Below are 19,628 nucleotides of genomic sequence, written 5' to 3'. Positions count from 1 at the left end.
AGCAGTACGTGTCACGAGGGAAGATCTTGGGGCTAGGAATCTACAAGTACAAAACGGATCATACCACCGCCAGCAAGCAGATATGGAAGAACACTGTATCGCCTTATCCCATGAGCGATCTGGTCGTCAAAGAACTGACGCCGTCACTGAGAGACGACTTCCTGCTGTTCTTCGACAGTGTTGCATTCGCGGACAACCCTGATTGGTCTGACTGCTACTGCTCTCTCTATCACTTCCCAAACAAGGGAAAGGCTGAGAGTCGTCGCCAGGCCTCAAGCCATGTCGCGGGGGCGAAGATACACGGATTCCTGGCCTACGACAATGGAAAACCGGTTGCCTGGTGTAACGCTGCTCCCCGAAACAGCTACCCCACTCTCCACTGGCTGATGGGCCCTGGCCCCGACAAAGCGGAACGAGTCGGTTCAATCGTCTGCTTCATAACAGCTTCCTCCCATCGCAACAAGGGAATCGCATCACACCTACTCAACGCCGCCTGCAAGAAATTCTCCGCAGAAGGGTTAGAGTTCGCTGAAGCCTACCCTGTCAAGAAGCCAAACTCAGCTGCTTACAATTTTCCAGGCCCGCTGTCAATGTACCTCAACAACGGCTTCACAATGCATCGCGACGCTGACTGGTATCTGGTAGTGCGAAAGCGACTCTAAGCAACAGCCAAGTTGCCTGCATCGCTTTCCAGCCGAGGGTCTCGAGCGGACTATCGCAGGTTCTTATCGAGGAACTCCAACGTTCTTTTCCAAGCCACATCCGCCGGGTTCCGATTGTATTCTACCGGTCGATTCTCTTCGACGAACCAGTGTTTCGTCCCCGGGTAGAAGTGAAACGTAACTTCCCTTCCAGCCCCGCGGGAATCTTCTCCTCTGTAGACCGCACGTCCGCCACAGGCTCCCACTCATCATCCGGCGAAAAATGTCCCAGGAAGGATGCTCTAGACTTGGAGAAATCTATGGGATAAGAACCGTAGAAGACAACAACTGCTTCAACGCTTTCAGGCTTCAGCGTGCTCAACAACAAGGAAAACGCTGCACCCATGGAAAAGCCGATCACTCCTACCTTGCGTCCTGATATCGATAGGTCGGACCGCAGGCAGTCGGCGGCGCCTAAGACGGTCTTCTTGATTCTCTCGTCGTCGATTTTTGACTTGAGTTCCTTCGCCTCTTCCACAGACTTGGCCACGGGACCATCATGGAGGTCAGGCGCTAAAACAAGAAATCCCTAAGATGCTAGCTTGTTGGCAAAGCTCTTGAAGAAATCATTCAGTCCCCACCAGGCATGCAGAACGAGCACTCCCCCGCGCCGGTTTTTCCGGTGACACCAAGTATCCTGTGCCCGGCGTGTCTTCTGCTTTGAATTCGACCATGCGACTCTTTGCGGTCATCGAAAGGGAGCTCATGGAGCCCTCATGTCGAGCAGTCATTAATATTTTTCATTGAGAATTAGGCGATAACCGGTAGTTGTGTCAGGTGATCGCTTTGCGTAACAGGACCTCACCTGGAACGACCAGCATTTCCCTGTACATGTTGAGAGTGTGAAGACTCCCATACTTCTTGGAGACTTTGCTGAAGCTCGTGGGCGCGAACCCTTCTGATGCGAACAGTGCCTCAGAGGGTTTATTGTCCTCTTCCACGCTTGCAAACACTTCCTCTGCGCCAGATGTCTTGAAGTAGCTAAGGGCGTCTTCCAAGAGCAGTTTCCCGATCCCTTTCTTCCTATCGGCCTTTGCCACGGCTATGTAGTACACGTAGCCGACGCTCTTGCCTAGCGTTTTCAGCATGACCAAACCGACCGGCGTCCCTGATGAGGTTGCAGCTCTAACCAGATCGATATCTCGAAGGGTTCGCTTCGAATGCATCAGGTACCATCCTTCGAAGCTCTCCTCAAGTATCCATTTCAGACTCGCCCTCTTCCCCTTCGGGACATCTACAATTGCGATATCCTGTTGGGTCATCATAGGTCGAAAACTATCTTCGCATTGTGATAGAGGATCTTTTCTTTGTCACTCTCATCCACTTTCAGCCTTCTCACCAGAGCCAATGCTTCCGAGTGTTTGGTGATGGGATAATCGGTTCCAAAGATGACCTTGTCTGCCCCTGCCGCAAAATAGATCGCTTCGCTGATTTTCCTGGACAGCCACTCTGCATACTTCTCCGCGTACGCGCCACCAGTAGTCAATCCGGATACATCGGCGTAGACGTTCGGGTGCTTGTAGATGAGCTCGGCGACATCCTCAAACCATGGGTTGCCAAAGTGGCAAAGTACTATCGTAAGCTCCTCGCGCTTGTTAGCCAATCCGTCCAAGGTCAACGGGTGAGAGCGGGAGAGGTCCCCTGTGCTGAATGCTGTGTCCCCGGTGTGGAAGAGGACTGGGAGTTTCTCCGACTCGGCATATTCATAGAGCCGATCAAAGACAGGACTTACTGCTGATGCCTTGACGTAACCTAGTCTCACCTTGAACGCCTTCACCTCCTTCCTTTTTTCCTGGGCAAGGTTGACAGCAGCCTTCACATCTCTGGAAGTAGGTTCTACCGTGATCACTGGGGCAAGCATCCCCCCGCTCCTCTTGCAGAGCTTGATGACTTCGCTATTTGACAGCGGAGCTCCCCCTTGCATGGGCGGGCTAAGCAGCAACCCGCGCACGATCTTGTTTCTGCGCATCAGCCCCAGTAGCTCGTATAGGGTGTATCTCAGCAGGTTCCTGCGCGCGAAACGATTGAGGGCGTCGTCTCGGCGCTCAGACAAATGCAAGTGCGCATCGATTATCCTCTTCAATCATTTTTCACTCGGGGTCTTGACATGGATACAAGATGTCGCGCGAGTCCATCGGAGATTTGGAATTGCCTGTCATCGCTCTGCTAGTTGCTTCATGGGTCTTCAGGCTTTGCGCTTCAGAAGGTCGTCGACGTAGTCTACGAAGGGCTTGTCCCACATTTCTCCGGATGACGAGTGAACGTCTCTGAAAACCGGGTGTATGGCAATAACTTCGAGAAACGCTGACCATTGCTTCCACGTGTCCTCATCGATCCATTTGCGCCTGTAGAGGGAGTGGATTCTTTCAAAGAATCCGTAGAGCATGACGACGTAGTTTCGGATGACCATTTCCTCGCGTGAGTATGTTTTTTGCTCTCGGGTAAGTGGGCGTTGACTCCTGTTGAAGAGCTCGAGTTGGAATGCGTAGAGTTCAGGTCTCTCCGATAACATTCTCATGGCATCGCCGTAGTCGTCCATTACCTTTTGGTAGGCCTGTTCCCTGATTGCCTTGTTCTGGCTGCGAAAGGAGAGGATGAAGATAACGAGGGTTAGCGTGAGAACCGCTGTCTGAGCAATGGTACTGAAGACGATGGGGTCGGATATGTCCACCAAATATAGCTCGATTCTCTGGAGGTTGGGTCTGCAAATAACCTTTGATTGCCGAAACGAAATCTCCGGTTCGCTGTTGTTCCGGTTTTTTCCCAGCGGTTATTACACACGCTTTGACCACATTTTCACCAGAAGGACTAGCGGGTCGCGAATGCGTACTGGGAACACCCGCGATTGCGAATCAGCCGCTCTGTCCTAGATAGATGACGGTCATGACGTTCGGTCGTCCCACTCCTCGAAAGATAGCTGTAGACCCATCAACGAATGCCACTCCCGCCTAGAAAATCAGACCTACTCCTTCAGTTTCTCTTTCGCGGCTAGGAAATCGAGGATCGCCCGATTGACCATATCCGGTTTCTCGGACATCAGGAAGTGTGTGGCGTCAGGGATGATGCACAATTGTGCTCCCTTTATCGATCTGAACAGTTCCATTGTATGCTCTATAGGAATGGCGTCTCTATCTCCAGCCATTATCATCGTTGGAGCAGTGATCTTTGCCAGCTCTTCTGTTGCAATGTTGGGCTCGTTCAGCCACAACCTCTTCGTTTTCTCCAACACCACCGGGAAGTGAGCGGGACCGTCAGGGGAGATCTCGTCGTACCGTTTTAGGAGTGTCGATGCGGCCTTTCTGAAGGATTCTGGCGTGAGCGATCTGATCCAGTTCAGATCCTGCGGAGACTGAGACTTGGCATTGAAGAGCCCGCTTACAGGTACGATACGCTTCACGAGGTCTGGTCGAGAGATGGCGACTAGAAGAGCGATGATCGCGCCATCGCTCCAACCCACAAGGTTCGTCGCCCCTAGCTTCAGCGTTTTGATCAAGTCGACAGTGTCCTCCGCCATAGTGGTGAAACTGAAGGGTTCAGCGGTGTCGGCCGTATGCCCGTTTCCGGGCCTTTCGAAGGCGACTACTCTGAAATGCTTCGCCAGTTCTGGGGTCTGTGAAGAGAAGTCTTCAACGGTCCCAAGTCCTCCGTGCAATAGCAGCACAGGCTCGCCTGTGCCGAATGTTTCGTGGTAGATTCGCGAGCTTCTCAAGCGGAGATATTGTCCCTTCACTGGCACAGAATTTGCTAAAGCCAGAGGTCTAGATAAGCTCAACTCGAGAACCCAATTATGAAGGTGGAGAAAGGGTCGTAAATCGGGGCTTCCTGAGACCGAGAGCTATGGACCCGTGGCCCTGCGCTCAGTCTCGCCTAGAGAACGCATAACTAGACCATGAGCGAGCTAAGGCATGGATTGGATTCCAGTTTATCTTTCAAGCTTAAGGATGGTATGGTGTGGGTTGGTGCTCAGGTTAATGATCAGCAGCTTAACGGTATCCTTGACAGTGACTCGGATGAAACGTTCCTTGACACCCAGACCGCTCAACGCTTGGCACTAAAGCACAATGATCAATCTGGATCCGTCGATCCCGTATCATTTGGTTTGGGAACATCGACGCTCGTTGCTTCCAGAGCTAAGATCCTCCCGATCGGTAATCATTTCCCTGGCATGGACTTCATACTTGGTTTCGATGCACTTGGAAAGACACCGTTCACGGTTGATTACTCCAAAAGCGTGATCCAACTAGGCACCGTCCCCCAAGGTCGCGAGGTTACGTTTCAGTCCGGAAGAGACGTCCCCAGCGCAAAAGTAACCTTCTCAAAACTCAACGTAAATGCCGTGATCGATACCGGAGCCCCTGCCGGATTGGACCTTCCATTCGCCTGGGTCAAAACGAAGCTCCCATCAGTCCGGTTCCAACAGGCAGTGGACCGGAAGGACCTTGGGCCTAGGTACGAAGCCCTTCCCTTCATGCTCGGTGAGGTCCTAATCGGGGGAGTAAAGCTCTCCAGCATTAAAGCAGAGGCGATACGACTCAAGACCTACCCTCTCGAAAATCGGGGAGACAACTGGGCAACCATCGGCAATCATATCCTAACTAGGTTCGCTCAGATTGGAATCGATGGACCCAATAGAAAGTGTGTCTTCGTCAGCCAGTAAGATAACCGATTTCCGGAAAGACCCCTGTGCCGTAGGCTTAACTAAGGAATTACGTGTCGAAGAATCACGTTGATCCTTGGTCCCCAGCCGTATCGAGACCCCCACTCTTATCGAACGGTTCGTCAAGCTAATCCCTCTTCCTTATCCGTTAGCCGCCTTTGTGTGGGCAGCGATAATCCCCAGCGGGCCCATATTTTACCTCATCCAATACGTCGCGAGCGAAGCGGCTCCCTTCTCCTTTCCTAACGCGGTCCTCAACCTCCTCCTCCCATTCTACCTCTTCTACATGGTGCGATACATGCGTCAGAGAATCGTAGTATCCGAGGCTCTAATAGCCGCAAGAATGTCGGGTGGTGTGGAAGATTATCGGCGAGCTTTCGGAAGGATGACACAGACCCTTCCCGCCGTTCTTATAGCCGCAATCGCCGGAACACTCGTCCTAGTGGCGTACGCGTCTGCAGGCATTCTCCCGCCGATTCTCTCGATAATTCTCGGCAACATCATCGTCGTGTATCTCAACAGTCTCGCATTCTCAACCTACCTCTGGGAATTCGCAATAGCAAGTATCGGATTGCATAGGCTCGGAGGTTCATCCTTGAAACTAGGATCTTTTCTCGAAGACCGTATGATGGGGCACGGCCGATGGGCAACCTCGCCCTAACCCTAACAACAGCCTCCTTCGTGGGATTACTTCTCACGTTCCTCCTGTTCTCAACGTTCCTACCATCAAGTGCCTCTCTTGGGTACCGCGATGCTCATCGTTTTTTTCTTACTCGGAGTCGCGTTCTTCTTCCTGCCCCTGAACAGCATCCACGCGAAGATGCAAGCAGAGAAACGCGGGCTCATGCGAGAGATTGGCGCTCGCTATCCCCCAACTCAACCAAGACCCGCTACGATCCAAAGAGAACGCGACGATGGGCGACGTTCACAAAGGATTGTCAAGACTAACGGATCTTCAGGAGGTGGAGATGCTGGATCGAAAGATCGCATCCCTTCCAACTTGGCCGTTCGACATCCAAGTCGTCTCGAGATTCATAACGATAGTACTGTCAGTCACAGCAGTGCTCCTGTCGCGACTTATCACGAACTTTCTACGCATCTAGTCTTGGTCTCAGCCTTTGATGCCGATTCAACGCTCGACTAGACGGAGAAAATAGGACTTATCGGCTTCTTCAACCTCACCATCTTCCTTCGCTCACCTGTTTGCCGGGTCTGCTGGAGAGCTTTCTCGCGGATGTCCATTCAACCACATGTCCCATAGCTTAGCCATGGATTACGCCTATCCACTGGGAGAAATGAAAAAAAGAGACCGGTCTGAAGTAACCCACCGAAAATCATCTGGACAGATTGGATCCAAGTTACGCAAGGCTAAATCATTGGTTTCTCCCTGTCTTGTATGTCTTGAAGCATCAGCAACAAGAGACCAGGGCAAAGCCGAAGGTGAGAGATCCATGCAGATGTGGGTGCGGATGCAGACGCAAAGGAGTCTTAGCCAAGGGATTGTACGGGGAATATTACCAGCTATCGTTCTGTCGACAGTGCGAAGCGGACCATCAGAAGACAGGAAAGTTCAGAGTAATGCCACTCCAAGATTCAGTAACGGTCGCCAAGACAAGGCGCTAGGAATTCAGTATTCCTTTTTCTCTTGTCGAGTCAGATGACTTCACTGGTCAAACCTCTCTGTCGTCGACAGCGTCTCTGATAGATCGTTTCACTTCTCTACTGTGAATGTGACGTGTGTAACCTCTTTCGATCCAACAGCTTCCCTGATTTTCACCTTGACGTTCTTGTTTATTCCTGAAAACAGTTGCTCGCCGCCACCGAAGAACACTGGTGAGTAGTGGATGGTGAATTCGTCAACTAGTCCAGCGTTAAGAAATTGTTGGATCACTTTGGCTCCGCCCGCGATTCGGATGTCCCTGTTCCCAGCTGCTCTTCGTGCTTGTCCAAGAGCGCTCTCTATCCCATCATTAACGAAGTGGAAGGTTGTGCCTCCGGGGCGTACCCAGGGTTTCCGAACTTCATGAGTCAAGACGTAGACTGGTGTGTGAAACGGTGCTTCTTCAGGCCAGAAGCGTTCTCCTCCCTCGAACATCCTCTTCCCCATGATGCTTACGCCAGTTCGCTTGAATGTTTCTTCTAACATCCGATTATCGTGACCAGTCTCGCCGCCCTCGCCGAGCTTGAGGTTCTCGCGGAAGAACTTCTGCTGGAAAACCCAGCTCTGCAGTTTCGACCATAGGCTCATCCATTGTTTGTACTCGGGATCCATCGCGTGGGCCATAACCATTCCTTCAGGCGCGATAAAACCGTCCAGAGATGAGGCCACATCGAAAAACAATCGACTCTTCATTAGGGTTCTCAATTATCACCTTCCCAGATTCTAGCTCGTATATACCTTACAAGCCTGCTCTAGCTCACGATCCGCTGAATCGTTCGGGTTTCGATAATATCGAAACGCGATATTGTCGAGTCTAGAAAATATTGCGGGTTGTAACATTCCATATATTTCAACACGAGGGGATAGCGATGAAAACAAAAATGATGAATCTCAGAAAAATCTCAGTTCTTGCTATCACAGCGCTATTGGTGACAGGTATCAGTGGTGTTTCAGCGATTGCTGGAACAACCAGAGCCGCGACACCTTCCACACCTCTACCGTCCGCCTCACTAGCAGATTTGATCACATCGCTCATCAACAGTGTCGGCGACGACACATTCTCGGTCATAGACTTGACAACTCTCGTGAACACATCCCCACTGACCGCCCCGGCACCGCTTCAGACATCCGTTCCAATGGGTTCGGCGCAGAAGATTACGATGGCGTCCCCTGCCAGCTCTGGAGGCTCCACCCAACACTACGGACCTTATGCGAGCGGATCTCCTGACTCTGGAACTTGTGGAAATTACTGGGCTGACGACACCTACAACAGACACTTCACAGTGTTCCAGAACAAGAACGACGGCTCCTTTCTGGTCGTCGAACAGTTCAAGGACGGGAATTTCATTACGCCCTCTGCTGGCTCCACCGACACCCCGCCCTCTCCCTCGCCCAACCCAAGTCCAGGCGCTTGTGAAAACTCTCCGGGGGTTCCTCAGGGCTTCGTCAACAACGGGGTTACCGGCAGCCTGCATGGCTATTTCGTCGTCCCGCTCCCATCGGGAACTATGCAAACCTCAACTGATTCTAACTGCGTCGCGGGCAACCCTACCGCTCCTTGTACTACCACAGGCTTCATTGACAGCCACTTCACGCCTTGCTACTTCGGTGGGTCGGGAACTTGTCCGGTGACCACGTTCTTCTTCCACTATGCAGCTGGTGGACAGGGTCTTATCATAAACGAGTGGAAGAACGCATCAGCCGACCGCGGCGGAAACCACGGCGACATTCGAAGCGCGAACCTCTAGCGGAGTCTCACGAGCGCAGACAACCTCCCAATTTTTTTTATCCGAAAGATGCACTGGCACTCTTCCACGCCATTACTGCAGATCCCGGGTTCAGCCTAGCGTAGACATTTTCATGTCGACGCCGCGCTTGGCAAGTCGATCCAAGACAAACCGGAAGAGCCCCTCGTCCTGAGCAATCTTCTCAGGAGTAACGATGCCTGTTTCCTTGATTCTTCCACGCCCCACCAGTAAGGCGACAGAGGTGCATGGGTAGGCTGTTGTACGAGCCATTCCCGAGACTCTTGATTTTCGATTGAAGTGGTCCAGGAGTTGATATCTCAGATGAATTCTCTTTCCAAGAGATAAGCCCCTCACGTCAACCCTCAAAGCCAGAAGATCCTCCGGCGACCCCTTTGACATCGCCCCGCGAAGAAGCTCTATCGACAGCTGTCTAGGCTCCACCAGAACACCGCCAATCTTAACCGGCTTACGTTCGAAGAAGCCTAGGACCCGGAGCGTTCGCATCATGTCCGCATGCCCAGGGTATCGGAGCGTGAACTCGTGCATGTCTCTCGTTTTCGGATAGCTTCTAGGAAGAGAGCCGAGACCGTCAGTGAGAAAATATTCCAGCTTCCCCACTCGAGGAAAGTTAATGTGGCCACGCCCAGACAGAGCTTCAACCTTCTTTCGCTTACCTTCCTCGATCACCTGGACAGGTCGAGAGTACTCGTTCAATACATCTTCAAGGGAGAACACGATCCGATAACTCAAGGGGGGTTCGGGCTTCTCCGGGAGACCGCCAACAAAGATCTCAACTGATTTCATCTGATCTAGCTTGCTTGAGGCATCACCAACGCACATGTTCGTGAAACCAGGCGCGACACCACATTGAGGCACAATCCGAACCCCGGCCTCCTTCGCCTCGCGCTGAAGCAAGAATGCATCGCGTGGAGTATAGGAGATATCCACAGTGTCTCTGCCCGCTTTCACTGTCTGAGTCATTAGATCAAATCCAAGACGTCCCGGCAACGCACCACAAACAAGGTCGACCTTTCCTAGAAGGGCATGGAAACGGGGCTTCTGGGATATGCTCACCTTGACAGTCTGAAGCTTTCTTGGAACCCGTTTTTTCAGGAGATTTAGGTTCTGAGAACTGGCGTCCATCGCGACCACAGAATCAACGTCGCTTGACCCCGCCAGGTCTCGGGCGATCTCAGATCCAACCTTCCCGCACCCCACAACAAGGACTTTCATGACTATCTCCTCTGAAAGCAGACGCTGAGTCTTCTTAAGTTGGAGACTGCAGCAGTAGGTAATGGTCGATAGATTGAGTCAGTTTCTGTATCGAATCCAGCCGGTACGTCATGATATGCTCGCGAATGGCTCTACTGAATTCGAGTCGCGCATCGTCTCTGAACACTTCAACTACCTCAAACAGCTTGCGACCGCTGGCGTGGTAATTCTCGCCGGTCGTACGCAGAACACCGACTACAGCAGTTTTGGAATCGTGGTCTTCAATGCGAAAACTGTCGAGGAAGCGCGCGAGATCATGCTCAATGATCCTGCGGTGAAGAACAAGGTATTCCGGGCGGAACTGTTTCCTTACAAGATGGCACTGTTTGGCCCTGAGAACTCTAAATCTGACTAGGAGAAAATCGCTTTGACAGCGTCTGCCGCGACGCGGGGGAGTAGTGTTGCAACTTTTCTCTTCTTCAGCATTTTTGTGATGATCTTGCCTTGAAAGTCCATATCGCCTTCCGCCTCTATCTCCGCAACGTTGTCGCGTAAGATCGCGAATAATCGATCAAGGGTCTCATCAGACAGACTGGCAAACAATTTCCGTGCAAGACCCATCTTTCGCAGGTCAGAACCGAACTTCTCTCTCCACTGCGTATCATAGTCTCTCAGAAACTGTTCAGCCTCCACCCCATTGTGGCTAGCAGCCGACGCCGCCGCCATTCCAGCCAGCTTTCCACAATAACCACCGATAACGATGCCTCCTCCGGTCGTCTGTTTCACCTGTCCAGCGGCGTCTCCAACCACAATGAATCCGGGAGACCAGCACCTTGGGACAGGTCCGGCCACAAGTACTGACCCTGACTTAGTCGCATCGACCGAGGCTTTCGGCCATTGCTCTTTCGCAAGGTCATCTAGAAGCTTCTTGACATTCCCCTTCTTTGAAGCGAGACCTACCCTTGCACTATTCTTGCCGGTTGGGATGCTCCATGCGAAGAATCCTGGGGCTCTCTTGGACCCGAAGAAAAGCTCCACTAGATCACCTTGCTCCTTCATGTCAACCAGCTCGTACTGCAGACCAGGCAGAATCTGCGTCCAATCAGCCGCCTGTAGACCAGCCTGCTCAGGAAGCCTGCTTCCCGCCCCACTCGCGTCGATGACGACTTTCCCGTGAACCCTTGACCCGTCTGATAGAGTCACAATATCCCCCTCGGAGGTCCGATCAAACTTTGAAGCCCGAGTCTTCGCTCGAAGCTCCACACCTGCCGCCACCGCCTGCTTCGCGAGAAACTGGTCCAATTTCATCCGGTTCAGAATAAGCGCAACCGGATCTTGCTTCCGAACCTCTATCGATTCCCCGTGAGGAGGATAGAACCTTGCACCATGGATCAGTTTCTGACTGAAACTCGAATGAGCATCCAATCCCAGAAGTTCCAGCCCTGAGAGGCTCACAACGCCAGAACAGTGGCTGGGTATGCCGACCTGCGGATGCTCTTCTAGAAGCAGAACTCTGGCTTTCTTGTTCGCCGCTTCTAGGGCAGCCTCGCAGCCTGCAACTCCTGCTCCAACGGTAACAATGTCATAACGTTCTGAGGGGCTTCCCAAAGGGAAGATCAGTCTTCGAACTCTATTCTGAGCGTCAGACTCTTCAGTTCGCGCGCGAGCTTCTTAACAACCTCGAAATCGACAGGATTCCGTCTCGGCCTCCGACCATTCAGGATAACCTTCGTCTCCCGGCTCCCATCCGGAAGCCAGATAGTATTGATCGTCAAGATCGAATACGGCGTGAACAATCCTTCGAGAAAGTCTCTATCGTCCCCGCCCTGGCTGAGGATTCTCACCCGTCTACCGACACGGTCACCAAGACTCTTGGCCAGCTTGGCACCGCTCGCTAGGAAGGTGTCCATCCCTCGCCGGTCAACCATGAGCGCCATGATATCGCCTGCCTCAACAGCCTTATGGAAGGTAACGTTTTGGAGAGTTGGGTTCTCTTTTTCAAGTTCAGTAATGCTGCGAATAACGCGGATGTCGAGGTCAGTGATCTGACCCTTCTTCAACTTCTCCTCGCATCGAGAACAAAAGATTCCGCTCTTGACACAGAAACTGTCGAGGATCGTCTTTACCATTGATGCCTCGACCTGCTCCGATAGACGAATAGGGTTTTGTCTGTACGAGTTTCTCGACCCTTGGGAATCTGGCACCCGAACAAGCGTTGACCTATCTCAGTCGTCTTAAACCGACTTCTAAGCCTATCAACCCCATGCTTCATAAATGCATTACGTTAACCGGGCACTGTCGAATCTTGAGGTTGGCCAGTCCTCATCAGATGGAAACAAGCGGTTTGGATGGTTAGGACGAAGATAGGAAGGGATCCTGACGACTGAAGAGTGAGACTTGGCGAATAGCCCTACTGAGTAGTGATGGGATAGGCGCCGTCCTGCTGGTGTCGCTGGGATCATCAGGACGCCGATCATCCTTTCGCACTTGCTTGTCCCCTTCTTGATTATCCAGATGCGTAAGCTCATCGCTAATCTCCGCCGCCATGTAATCTCATTCGTCAATGTCAGCACAACTTCGTTCGAGATCTCTGTCTTTCTGTATCTGATCCTGAAATATCCGCCCTAGCCCCTAGGGGCTAGGATAACAGCCAAATACTAATGGGAGTCGCTGACCCGACAATCTTCGGATAGGATCCAATGAAACTCTTTGAGTATGAAGCAAAGTCGATCGCACAGAATCTCGGGATAAACACGCCACGGGGTTCAGTGGCTTCGACAGCTGAGGAAGCCAGGGATATTCACAAGCGCATTGGTGGAGAGGCTGTCATCAAGGCCCAAGTGCTCGTTGCTGGACGGGGAAAGGCTGGTGGAATAAAGTTCGCCAGCAAGCCCGAAGAGGCCCGGGACAGAGCGAGCGAGATTCTGAGCATGACCATCAAAGGTGAGAAAGTAAAGAAGGTCCTCATCGAGCAGAAAGCTAACGCGAAGAAGGAGCTCTTCGCCAGTATTGTTCTGGATCGCGCAAACCGCTGCCAAACTGTCCTCGCCTCTGACCAAGGTGGAATCGACATCGAGGATGTCGCAAAACAAACCCCTGAGAGAGTTCTCAGACATCGTCTCGATCCCATTTTCGGAATGAGAAGTTACGATGCTCGACTCATCGCTTTGAAGTTGGGATACCAAGGCGCACAACAGGGCAGCTTCACCGATTTCCTTTCTAACCTGTATCGGTTATCGGTGATCTATGATGCGGAGCTTGTGGAGAGTAATCCTGTCATCGAGATGCAAGACGGCCGCTTTGTTGCCGCTGATCTTAGAGTAATTGTTGATGATAACAGCCTATTCCGTCATCCCGAGTTTCAGGAGAGATCGAAAGAGATCAGCGGAGAGGTCACGGCTCTAGAATCGAAGGCTCGGGAAAACGGTCTCGCCTTCGTCGAGCTGGACGGTGACATTGGTATTATAGGAAATGGTGCAGGGCTTGTCATGGCAACACTCGACCTGGTCAAACAGTACGGAGGAAAACCAGCTAACTTCTGTGATGTCGGCGGAGGTGCCAACGCTGAACACGTCGCAACCGCACTCCAGATCATTCAGGGTGCAGAGAAGGTTCGAGCAGTGTTTGTCAACATTCTAGCTGGTATTACTAGATGCGATGAGGTTGCGAAAGGAATCGTCGACGTGAAGAAGGTAATGGGTCTCAAGAAACCGCTCGTAATCCGAATGGTCGGAACCAACCAAGAAGAAGGGAGAAAAATACTACAGTCCGCTGGACTGGCTGCATTAGACAAGATGGACGAAGCGGCAAGACTTGTTGTCAGCAAGGTGGCCGCGTAGATGACAATACTCATTGGAAAACAGACCCGGGCGATTGTTCAAGGAATCACTGGCAACCAAGGCGGCTTCCACGCCAAATTGATGTTAGATTACGGTACAAGAATCGTAGCTGGCGTAACTCCAGGAAAGGGTAGGACGACCTCAGTCGGTGTGCCTGTATTTGATACAGTGGCTTCAGCTCTTGAAAAGACATCTGCTAACGCGTCAATAATTTTCGTTCCCGCTCCCTTCGCGAAAGAGGCCGGTATGGAAGCGATAGACGCGGGCCTAAGCCCGGTTGTTATCATAACAGAAATGATCCCTGCAAGGGATTCCATGATCCTCATCGAGTACGCAAAGAACCATGAAGCAATCATCATTGGTCCCAACACCCCTGGAATAATTACTCCAGGCGAATCAAAGCTGGGCATAATGCCCGGCGACGTGTTCAAGCCCGGCAAGGTCGGCCTCGCTTCAAGAAGCGGGACTCTAACCTATGAAATCGCGGCATCGCTAACACATGACGGCATAGGCCAATCCACCTGTCTCGGGATCGGCGGCGACCCATTTACCGGACTGAATTTCGTCGACGTTCTCAAACTCTTCAGAGACGATCCTGGCACAGATACGGTCGTTCTAATCGGGGAGATTGGGGGCTCTGCTGAGGAGGACGCTGCTAACTACATTCGCGATACGAAATATCCCAAACGAGTAGCCGCATATATCGCGGGTCGAGCCGCGCCCCCAGGAAAGCGCATGGGCCACGCGGGCGCAATCATAACCGGGACGGAGGGGACAGCTGACGCCAAGATGAAGAGTTTGAGAGAAGCAGGTGCTCTGGTCGCTGAGATTCCATCCGAGCTTTCCAAACTACTGCTCCAACAGGTTTCCCCGTTGCAGTAGACCCGTTGGGCGTCTACTTTGCCCCGAGCTCTCGTTTCTTCCAGCGAAGATTATCTCCCCGGCAACGCCTGCATCTGTAGGCGTTTGGCGAATTCCGTGAACCGCACGTCCTACATATCTTGAAGAAGAGCCTGTGACGTTGCGCAAGCTGTTTCTTCATCACGTCAGTGATCGGCATGGGAGACTACAACACAGGTCTTTGCCTACAATATATTATTGTGGCTCGGCTTGCGCTTCAGTATCACCCGCTTTTCGACGTCTCGGACCTTCGAGTAATCATGCTCCCGTGCCAATCTCGCTCGTCTCGGCCAAGGTTTCTTATTAGTCAGAGCGAACAATTAGGCCGCATTCAGGGCGACGAACTTTCAGAAAGACCAGCGAATCTAAAACTCTGAAGACTCTCTCAATCCTATTAGGAATCGCGATATTGATTTTCGGTCTTGTCGGTTTCTTCTACGGGCTAGCTCTCTACGGTGATAGAAGCAGCCAGGAGGTATCCTGCATAATAAACAAACGGCCTGTGTGCACTACATATTCCCAAAACGACCTTTTGCGGTATGTTCCTGAGTTCGAGCTGGTCACGGCAACATGCACTCTCCTCTTTGGGGTATCCTTGCTTTATTTTGGACAAAAGAGAGAGGGAACGTAGTTTGTGCATCGGGGACGATGACCCCCTCAGACGACATGGCGCGTCACTTTTTCGATCGCTGTCGAGAGTTGTTTACAAAGTTCTTCGAGATCCCCAATAGTTAGCTGATAGACTCTCTTCCTAGGGAGCGTCATAGTCTTGAGACTCTCTCGAGCGTTTTCGCGGCCGATCTTCCTTGATAGAAAATGGAGGAGGGAGCTTCTTACAACTCGTCTACGCTGATTGAAGAGCCCTCGGACCAATTCCTCAAACAACTCCTCGTTCACTACCGTGCTGACATTGTTTGGTGATATTCGGAGCAGAACGGAGTCTACCTTGGGTTTCGGTCGAAACGCTGAGGCGGAGATGTTCATGATGGGCCGAAGGGCAAGAGAACGCTGCGCCGTGATAGACAATCTTCCATACTCAGCAGTTCCAGCCTTAGCGAGAAGCCGTTCTCCGAACTCCTTCTGAAACACCAGAGATGCAACCTCGAATGTCTTCCGCGTCAGGAAAATGACTAGCTTTGACGAGAGAACGTAAGGGGGAGTTCCTACGACTTTGTTGTATTGGGGTAGAGGGATCTTGAGCACGTCTCCCTCAAGAATGGAGACATTTGGGCTCTTCTCGAACTCTTTTCGTAGGTGAGAAACTAGTCTCCGGTCTTTCTCGACTGCTATCACTCGCCCAGCCTGTTTCTCCAGAAGATGTGTAAGGGTCCCGTATCCTGCTCCCGGTTCAAGAACAGTATCTGTTCCTGTCACCTCGGCAGTCGAGACTACTCTTTGGGCAATGTGCTTGTTAGCTAGGAAATTCTGTCCTAGTCTCTTCAGCGGTCTATAGAGGACGGTTGTTTCCACAAGCTCATACTGCCCTAGTAAACAACCGGTATTTCGTCTCCGTGCTCAGTTCTTCTATGATTCTCTTCGCGATGATCTTCGGAGCATCGCTCAGCCCGGTTTTTTCCTGAATATCCTTGTAGCTTGTAAACGGTTTCCTTTCTCTCATGTTTACAATCTGCCACATCGATTTCTTGCCAATGCCAGGCAACAGCTCAAGCGAATGCATTCGGGGCGTAACAGGTTGCGAATTGTTGAAGAAAACGACGAACCTTTTCTCCTGGCTTTTGACCAATTCCGATATCAAGGGAACGAGCTCCGCTTTCGCGTTTGCGGTTAGTTGATCATAGCTGATCCGGCTTATGATCCGGTCAACCTTCTCTCTGCGTTCTCGACCGATATAGATCCGCTCGTGAACCAGAACTGTAGCGCCGATCTTGAGTTCCGCCTCCAGCAGAGTGAAGAACTGTTCACCCATAATCTGAACTGTCGGCACGGCCAAGTGCCTTGACTTCTCCGACGACCTGCCGTACGGAAGGTAGTCTAGAACATACGCGTACTCTTCGTAAACATGTCTTCTCTGTAAATATTCGTCTTCGTGAATGGCCAAGAGTAGGCTCTCCCTCTCTCTCTCCTTAGAATGTCTCTTCGAACGGCGCCCTTGACTCTCGCCGGCCACTGCTAGAGTGGTGGAGAACCAATGCTAGTCATTCAGAACCGCACCTTTTCTGCTTAATTGCGTATCGGTCGAGGTTTTCTATCGACTAGACATACCGCTTCATGATTTCCAGGATACCGTTCAGCTGGTCCGTACTCACGAACCTGCCCTTGACAGTCAACACGGCTCTAAGTTCCTCAATCGTCTTTGGGAGCGAGTTTACGATCTGGATCGCATCATTCCTATCCAATTGGAGTTTGGATGATAACTCCTCGACAAGCTTCTCAGCTTTATCCGGTGAAATCTTCGAGAACTTTCTCGCGTAGTCAAGGGTCCGGCGCTGGAACTCGCCCAGTTCTTCTTCCTTGATTTTTCCCAAGATCTCCTGGGCCTCTGCATTGGTCACGATTTTTCCTTCGACGATCTTCCTAGCCATATCAGTTCGATTCCTCTACCGAGGTTATGTGCTCCGGTCTGGCGATGATGATACGGGGCGTTTTCGTCCCAGCCACCTCGACAACGTAGCTGCGGCCGCGCTTCTCTGAGATCGTTCCTACACGTCCGTGGTATCGGCGGTGGGGCATCCCTTTCTGAACTGCTGGATTGATCATGATCCTGACCATTTGGCCTGGAGTGTAGGCGATGAGGAGTCTTCCAAGCGGTTGTTTGCCTCTGTCCCTGGGCTTCCTGCTAATGAGGGTCCTAGTCTTCGTTCTGAAACCCTTGGAACGTCGCAACGGGCAATTCTCCGGTGGAGAAAGTGGCGGGCCGGGAGGTTCCGTATATATGTTCGCGACATTTCGCTAATACATGGCCCAGGCAGCTGCCAGGTTCTTCTTCATTCTATCTGGAGAACATCCGACACTGCCTCTTGCAGAACTGAAGGCCATCCTCCAAGCATATGCGATAGACTACAGGATAGTGGGGAATTTCTACAAGCTTGTGGAGGTGGAAGCAGATCGCACTCGGCTGGAGTCGATAGCTGGTCGCGGAGGATATCTTGACGAAATGGGAGAGGAAGTTCTTCACACAGAGGACAACCTCGCCAGTATCAAGAGAGAGATTCAGTTCACTGATCTCGAACCCTTTCTCTCCTCGCGGGACAGTTTCAGCATACGAATGCTTCGGTTCGGCGGAGTTTCGAAAGAGCTCTCAAGAGTCCATCTAGAGGGTTATCTTGGTCAACTTCTCGAGGAGAAGACGGGCGCGAAGGTCGATCTTCGATCCCCCAAGAAGGCCTTTCGGGGAATCCTCGCCGGTTCTCTTTTCCATCTGGGATTAATTATGTACCAGCGCCCGAAGGGGAGCATCCATCGGCGACGGCCTCGAAAACGAGCTGTGTTTCATCCCAGCACCATGCCTCCTAAACTGGCTCGCTGCTTGGTGAACTTGTCGGAAGTGAGAGACGGAGAGACGTTCCTTGACCCGTTTTGCGGGGTCGGCGGGATTGCGATAGAGGCAAGTCTTCTTGACTGTAATGTTGTTTGCGTCGACGCCCTTTCGCGAATGGTCCGATCAGCTCGAAGAAACCTCGCTCATTTCGGGCTCAAATCAATCGGCCTTCTCAGAGGTGATGCTAGGAACATTCCGCTCCACACAGTCGATGCTATCGCAACTGACCCGCCCTACGGGACCGGCGCTTCAACCCTCAAGTCTACGACAAAGGATATTTTAGGAAAATTCTTACCTCAAGCAAAGATGATCCTGTCTCCTGGCGGGAAGCTCGTTTTTGCATCCCCTTTGGGAACCGGGGCCGCCGACTTGGCCAGGTCTCAGGGATTCAAAGTCTACGATCGTCACGAGCTATACGTACATCGAAGCCTGACAAGAGAGATTCTCGTGCTTGGAGCAAACTAGATGCCTGCAGGTATCGATGTCATATTCCTCGGTACAGGGGGGAGCCTTCCCACCAAGGATCGGGGTCTGCCCGCAGTCGCACTTCGGCGCGATGGCGAACTCTTCCTGTTCGATTGTGGCGAGGGGACTCAGCGGCAGATGATGCACGCGAGACTCGGCTTCAACCGTCCGATGTCGATAATGATCTCCCATCTGCACGGGGATCATATTCTCGGGTTACCTGGACTCCTTCAGACAATGTCTTCTCTGATTAGAGACAAGCCGCTCGACCTGTATGGTCCAGAGGGTGTCTCTTCGTATCTATCCTCGCTACGCCGAACACTAGGATTCGCCGCAAACTTTCCCGTACATGTCACAGAGCTCAAACCCGGACAAGAAGTATCGAAAGGTGCGTACACCATCAAAACAGCGAAAGCCATGCACGACATAGCCTGCCTCGCCTACGCTCTCGTCGAGACAGACCGTCCCGGCCGGTTCCACCCTGAAAAAGCAAAACGGTTGGGAGTCCCCGAGGGACCATTGTGGAAACAACTTCAGATGGGCAAAGAGGTCACCATCGAAGGAAAAACAGTCACCCCTCGCCAGGTTATCGAGAGACCTCGCCCTGGTTTGAAGATCGTCTATGCTATCGACACTCGTCCGACTGAAGAGGTAAAAGTGTTGGCGAAGGAGGCTGATCTTCTTATGCACGACGGGGGATTCGCTGAAGATCGGCGTGATAAAGCGAAAGAGTACTTCCATTCAACGGCCAGGGAAGCGGCTAGGCTCGCAAAAGCAGCCCGTGTCCACAAGCTTGCATTGGTTCACATCAGCGCGGTAACAAGAGACGACTCCATCCTTCTCAAACAAGCCAGGAGCGTATTCAAACCAACGCTTGTCCCAAAGGACCTGATGATATTATCGCTCAAACGCTCGACGTAAGAGCGACGACAAATCCTCAGACTCTA

The 19,628-nt window shown here is 52.0% G+C and carries 24 protein-coding genes and 1 pseudogene; 10 read left to right on the top strand and 15 right to left on the bottom strand.

From position 1 onward, the window contains the following. Positions 1–8 precede the first annotated feature (8 nt). A complete protein-coding gene (locus VGS11_02255) occupies positions 9–662 on the top strand; it encodes a GNAT family N-acetyltransferase (protein ID HEV2118921.1) in 654 nt (217 codons plus the stop codon). Between the two features lie 121 nt (positions 663–783). On the opposite strand, the pseudogene VGS11_02250 reads toward VGS11_02255, so the two are convergent. The 5 genes and pseudogenes from VGS11_02250 to VGS11_02230 form a co-directional block, all read right to left on the bottom strand. After that, positions 784–1,218 (bottom strand): annotated as a pseudogene (locus VGS11_02250) (dienelactone hydrolase family protein). Positions 1,219–1,474: 256 nt separating this feature from the next. Next, positions 1,475–1,966 carry a GNAT family N-acetyltransferase gene (locus VGS11_02245; protein HEV2118920.1) on the bottom strand — a complete coding sequence of 164 codons (492 nt, stop codon included), beginning with the start codon at positions 1,964–1,966 and terminating at the stop codon, positions 1,475–1,477. Then, positions 1,963–2,784 carry an amidohydrolase family protein gene (locus VGS11_02240; protein HEV2118919.1) on the bottom strand — a complete coding sequence of 274 codons (822 nt, stop codon included), beginning with the start codon at positions 2,782–2,784 and terminating at the stop codon, positions 1,963–1,965. Before VGS11_02240 ends, VGS11_02245 begins: the two co-directional genes overlap by 4 nt. Before the next feature lie 102 nt (positions 2,785–2,886). Next, on the bottom strand, positions 2,887–3,372 hold the full coding sequence (locus VGS11_02235) for a hypothetical protein (protein ID HEV2118918.1): 486 nt from the start codon (positions 3,370–3,372) through the stop codon (positions 2,887–2,889). Between the two features lie 291 nt (positions 3,373–3,663). Beyond that, positions 3,664–4,410 (bottom strand): alpha/beta hydrolase, encoded by a 747-nt coding sequence (locus tag VGS11_02230; GenBank protein ID HEV2118917.1) that lies wholly within the window; start codon positions 4,408–4,410, stop codon positions 3,664–3,666. Positions 4,411–4,590: 180 nt separating this feature from the next. Here VGS11_02230 and VGS11_02225 point away from each other — a divergent pair, with 180 nt between their 5' ends. The 3 genes from VGS11_02225 to VGS11_02215 all read left to right on the top strand — a co-directional run bounded on the left by VGS11_02225 (position 4,591) and on the right by VGS11_02215 (position 6,461). Then, positions 4,591–5,358 (top strand): hypothetical protein, encoded by a 768-nt coding sequence (locus VGS11_02225; GenBank protein ID HEV2118916.1) that lies wholly within the window; start codon positions 4,591–4,593, stop codon positions 5,356–5,358. A gap of 76 nt (positions 5,359–5,434) precedes the next feature. Beyond that, on the top strand, positions 5,435–6,019 hold the full coding sequence (locus VGS11_02220; protein ID HEV2118915.1) for a hypothetical protein: 585 nt from the start codon (positions 5,435–5,437) through the stop codon (positions 6,017–6,019). 193 nt (positions 6,020–6,212) lie between these two features. Further along, entirely contained in the window at positions 6,213–6,461 is a 249-nt protein-coding gene (locus VGS11_02215) for a hypothetical protein (GenBank protein HEV2118914.1), read from the top strand. A 608-nt stretch (positions 6,462–7,069) separates the two neighbouring features. Here VGS11_02215 and VGS11_02210 read toward each other — a convergent pair. Then, positions 7,070–7,711 carry a dihydrofolate reductase family protein gene (locus VGS11_02210; GenBank protein HEV2118913.1) on the bottom strand — a complete coding sequence of 214 codons (642 nt, stop codon included), beginning with the start codon at positions 7,709–7,711 and terminating at the stop codon, positions 7,070–7,072. Between the two features lie 176 nt (positions 7,712–7,887). On the opposite strand from VGS11_02210, the gene VGS11_02205 reads away from it, so the two are divergent. Further along, positions 7,888–8,766: a hypothetical protein gene (locus tag VGS11_02205; GenBank protein ID HEV2118912.1), complete on the top strand. Its 879-nt coding sequence runs from the start codon at positions 7,888–7,890 to the stop codon at positions 8,764–8,766. Between the two features lie 90 nt (positions 8,767–8,856). Here VGS11_02205 and VGS11_02200 read toward each other — a convergent pair whose 3' ends face one another. Continuing rightward, positions 8,857–9,999: a saccharopine dehydrogenase C-terminal domain-containing protein gene (locus VGS11_02200; GenBank protein HEV2118911.1), complete on the bottom strand. Its 1,143-nt coding sequence runs from the start codon at positions 9,997–9,999 to the stop codon at positions 8,857–8,859. Positions 10,000–10,072: 73 nt separating this feature from the next. Here VGS11_02200 and VGS11_02195 point away from each other — a divergent pair, with 73 nt between their 5' ends. Then, entirely contained in the window at positions 10,073–10,393 is a 321-nt protein-coding gene (locus tag VGS11_02195) for a YciI family protein (protein HEV2118910.1), read from the top strand. Here VGS11_02195 and VGS11_02190 read toward each other — a convergent pair. From VGS11_02190 to VGS11_02180, 3 genes are all read right to left on the bottom strand, one after another. After that, positions 10,390–11,586, bottom strand: coding sequence for an NAD(P)/FAD-dependent oxidoreductase (locus tag VGS11_02190; protein ID HEV2118909.1), 1,197 nt, complete (start codon positions 11,584–11,586; stop codon positions 10,390–10,392). The genes VGS11_02195 and VGS11_02190 overlap by 4 nt on opposite strands. A gap of 8 nt (positions 11,587–11,594) precedes the next feature. Then, a complete protein-coding gene (locus VGS11_02185; protein ID HEV2118908.1) occupies positions 11,595–12,107 on the bottom strand; it encodes a hypothetical protein in 513 nt (170 codons plus the stop codon). Positions 12,108–12,257: 150 nt separating this feature from the next. After that, positions 12,258–12,506: a hypothetical protein gene (locus VGS11_02180; protein HEV2118907.1), complete on the bottom strand. Its 249-nt coding sequence runs from the start codon at positions 12,504–12,506 to the stop codon at positions 12,258–12,260. A 171-nt stretch (positions 12,507–12,677) separates the two neighbouring features. On the opposite strand from VGS11_02180, the gene sucC reads away from it, so the two are divergent. Both sucC and sucD read left to right on the top strand, forming a co-directional pair. Further along, complete coding sequence (gene sucC, locus VGS11_02175) at positions 12,678–13,817, top strand: ADP-forming succinate--CoA ligase subunit beta (protein ID HEV2118906.1); 1,140 nt, start codon at positions 12,678–12,680, stop codon at positions 13,815–13,817. Further along, a complete protein-coding gene (sucD, locus tag VGS11_02170; protein HEV2118905.1) occupies positions 13,818–14,699 on the top strand; it encodes a succinate--CoA ligase subunit alpha in 882 nt (293 codons plus the stop codon). A 13-nt stretch (positions 14,700–14,712) separates the two neighbouring features. Here the strand turns inward: sucD and VGS11_02165 are convergent, their stop codons facing one another. The 5 genes from VGS11_02165 to VGS11_02145 form a co-directional block, all read right to left on the bottom strand. Next, complete coding sequence (locus VGS11_02165) at positions 14,713–14,877, bottom strand: 50S ribosomal protein L40e (protein HEV2118904.1); 165 nt, start codon at positions 14,875–14,877, stop codon at positions 14,713–14,715. Between the two features lie 497 nt (positions 14,878–15,374). Then, positions 15,375–16,187, bottom strand: coding sequence for a 16S rRNA (adenine(1518)-N(6)/adenine(1519)-N(6))-dimethyltransferase RsmA (gene rsmA / locus VGS11_02160; protein ID HEV2118903.1), 813 nt, complete (start codon positions 16,185–16,187; stop codon positions 15,375–15,377). 4 nt (positions 16,188–16,191) lie between these two features. Next, positions 16,192–16,776 (bottom strand): DUF655 domain-containing protein, encoded by a 585-nt coding sequence (locus tag VGS11_02155; protein ID HEV2118902.1) that lies wholly within the window; start codon positions 16,774–16,776, stop codon positions 16,192–16,194. Between the two features lie 154 nt (positions 16,777–16,930). Next, complete coding sequence (locus VGS11_02150) at positions 16,931–17,260, bottom strand: RNA polymerase Rpb4 family protein (GenBank protein ID HEV2118901.1); 330 nt, start codon at positions 17,258–17,260, stop codon at positions 16,931–16,933. 1 nt (position 17,261) lies between these two features. Further along, complete coding sequence (locus VGS11_02145; GenBank protein HEV2118900.1) at positions 17,262–17,561, bottom strand: 50S ribosomal protein L21e; 300 nt, start codon at positions 17,559–17,561, stop codon at positions 17,262–17,264. Between the two features lie 73 nt (positions 17,562–17,634). Between VGS11_02145 and VGS11_02140 the strand changes: the two genes are divergently transcribed. Both VGS11_02140 and VGS11_02135 read left to right on the top strand, forming a co-directional pair. After that, the gene (locus VGS11_02140; GenBank protein HEV2118899.1) at positions 17,635–18,681 is read left to right on the top strand and encodes a methyltransferase; all 1,047 of its coding nucleotides are present in this window, start codon (positions 17,635–17,637) and stop codon (positions 18,679–18,681) included. Next, the gene (locus tag VGS11_02135; protein ID HEV2118898.1) at positions 18,682–19,602 is read left to right on the top strand and encodes a ribonuclease Z; all 921 of its coding nucleotides are present in this window, start codon (positions 18,682–18,684) and stop codon (positions 19,600–19,602) included. Positions 19,603–19,628 lie beyond the last annotated feature (26 nt).

This window comes from Candidatus Bathyarchaeia archaeon, assembly GCA_035935655.1.
Lineage (GTDB): Archaea > Thermoproteota > Bathyarchaeia > 40CM-2-53-6 > 40CM-2-53-6 > 40CM-2-53-6.
The sequence above is the reverse complement of the archived record's forward strand: the minus strand, read 5'-3'. Positions and strand labels throughout refer to the sequence as shown.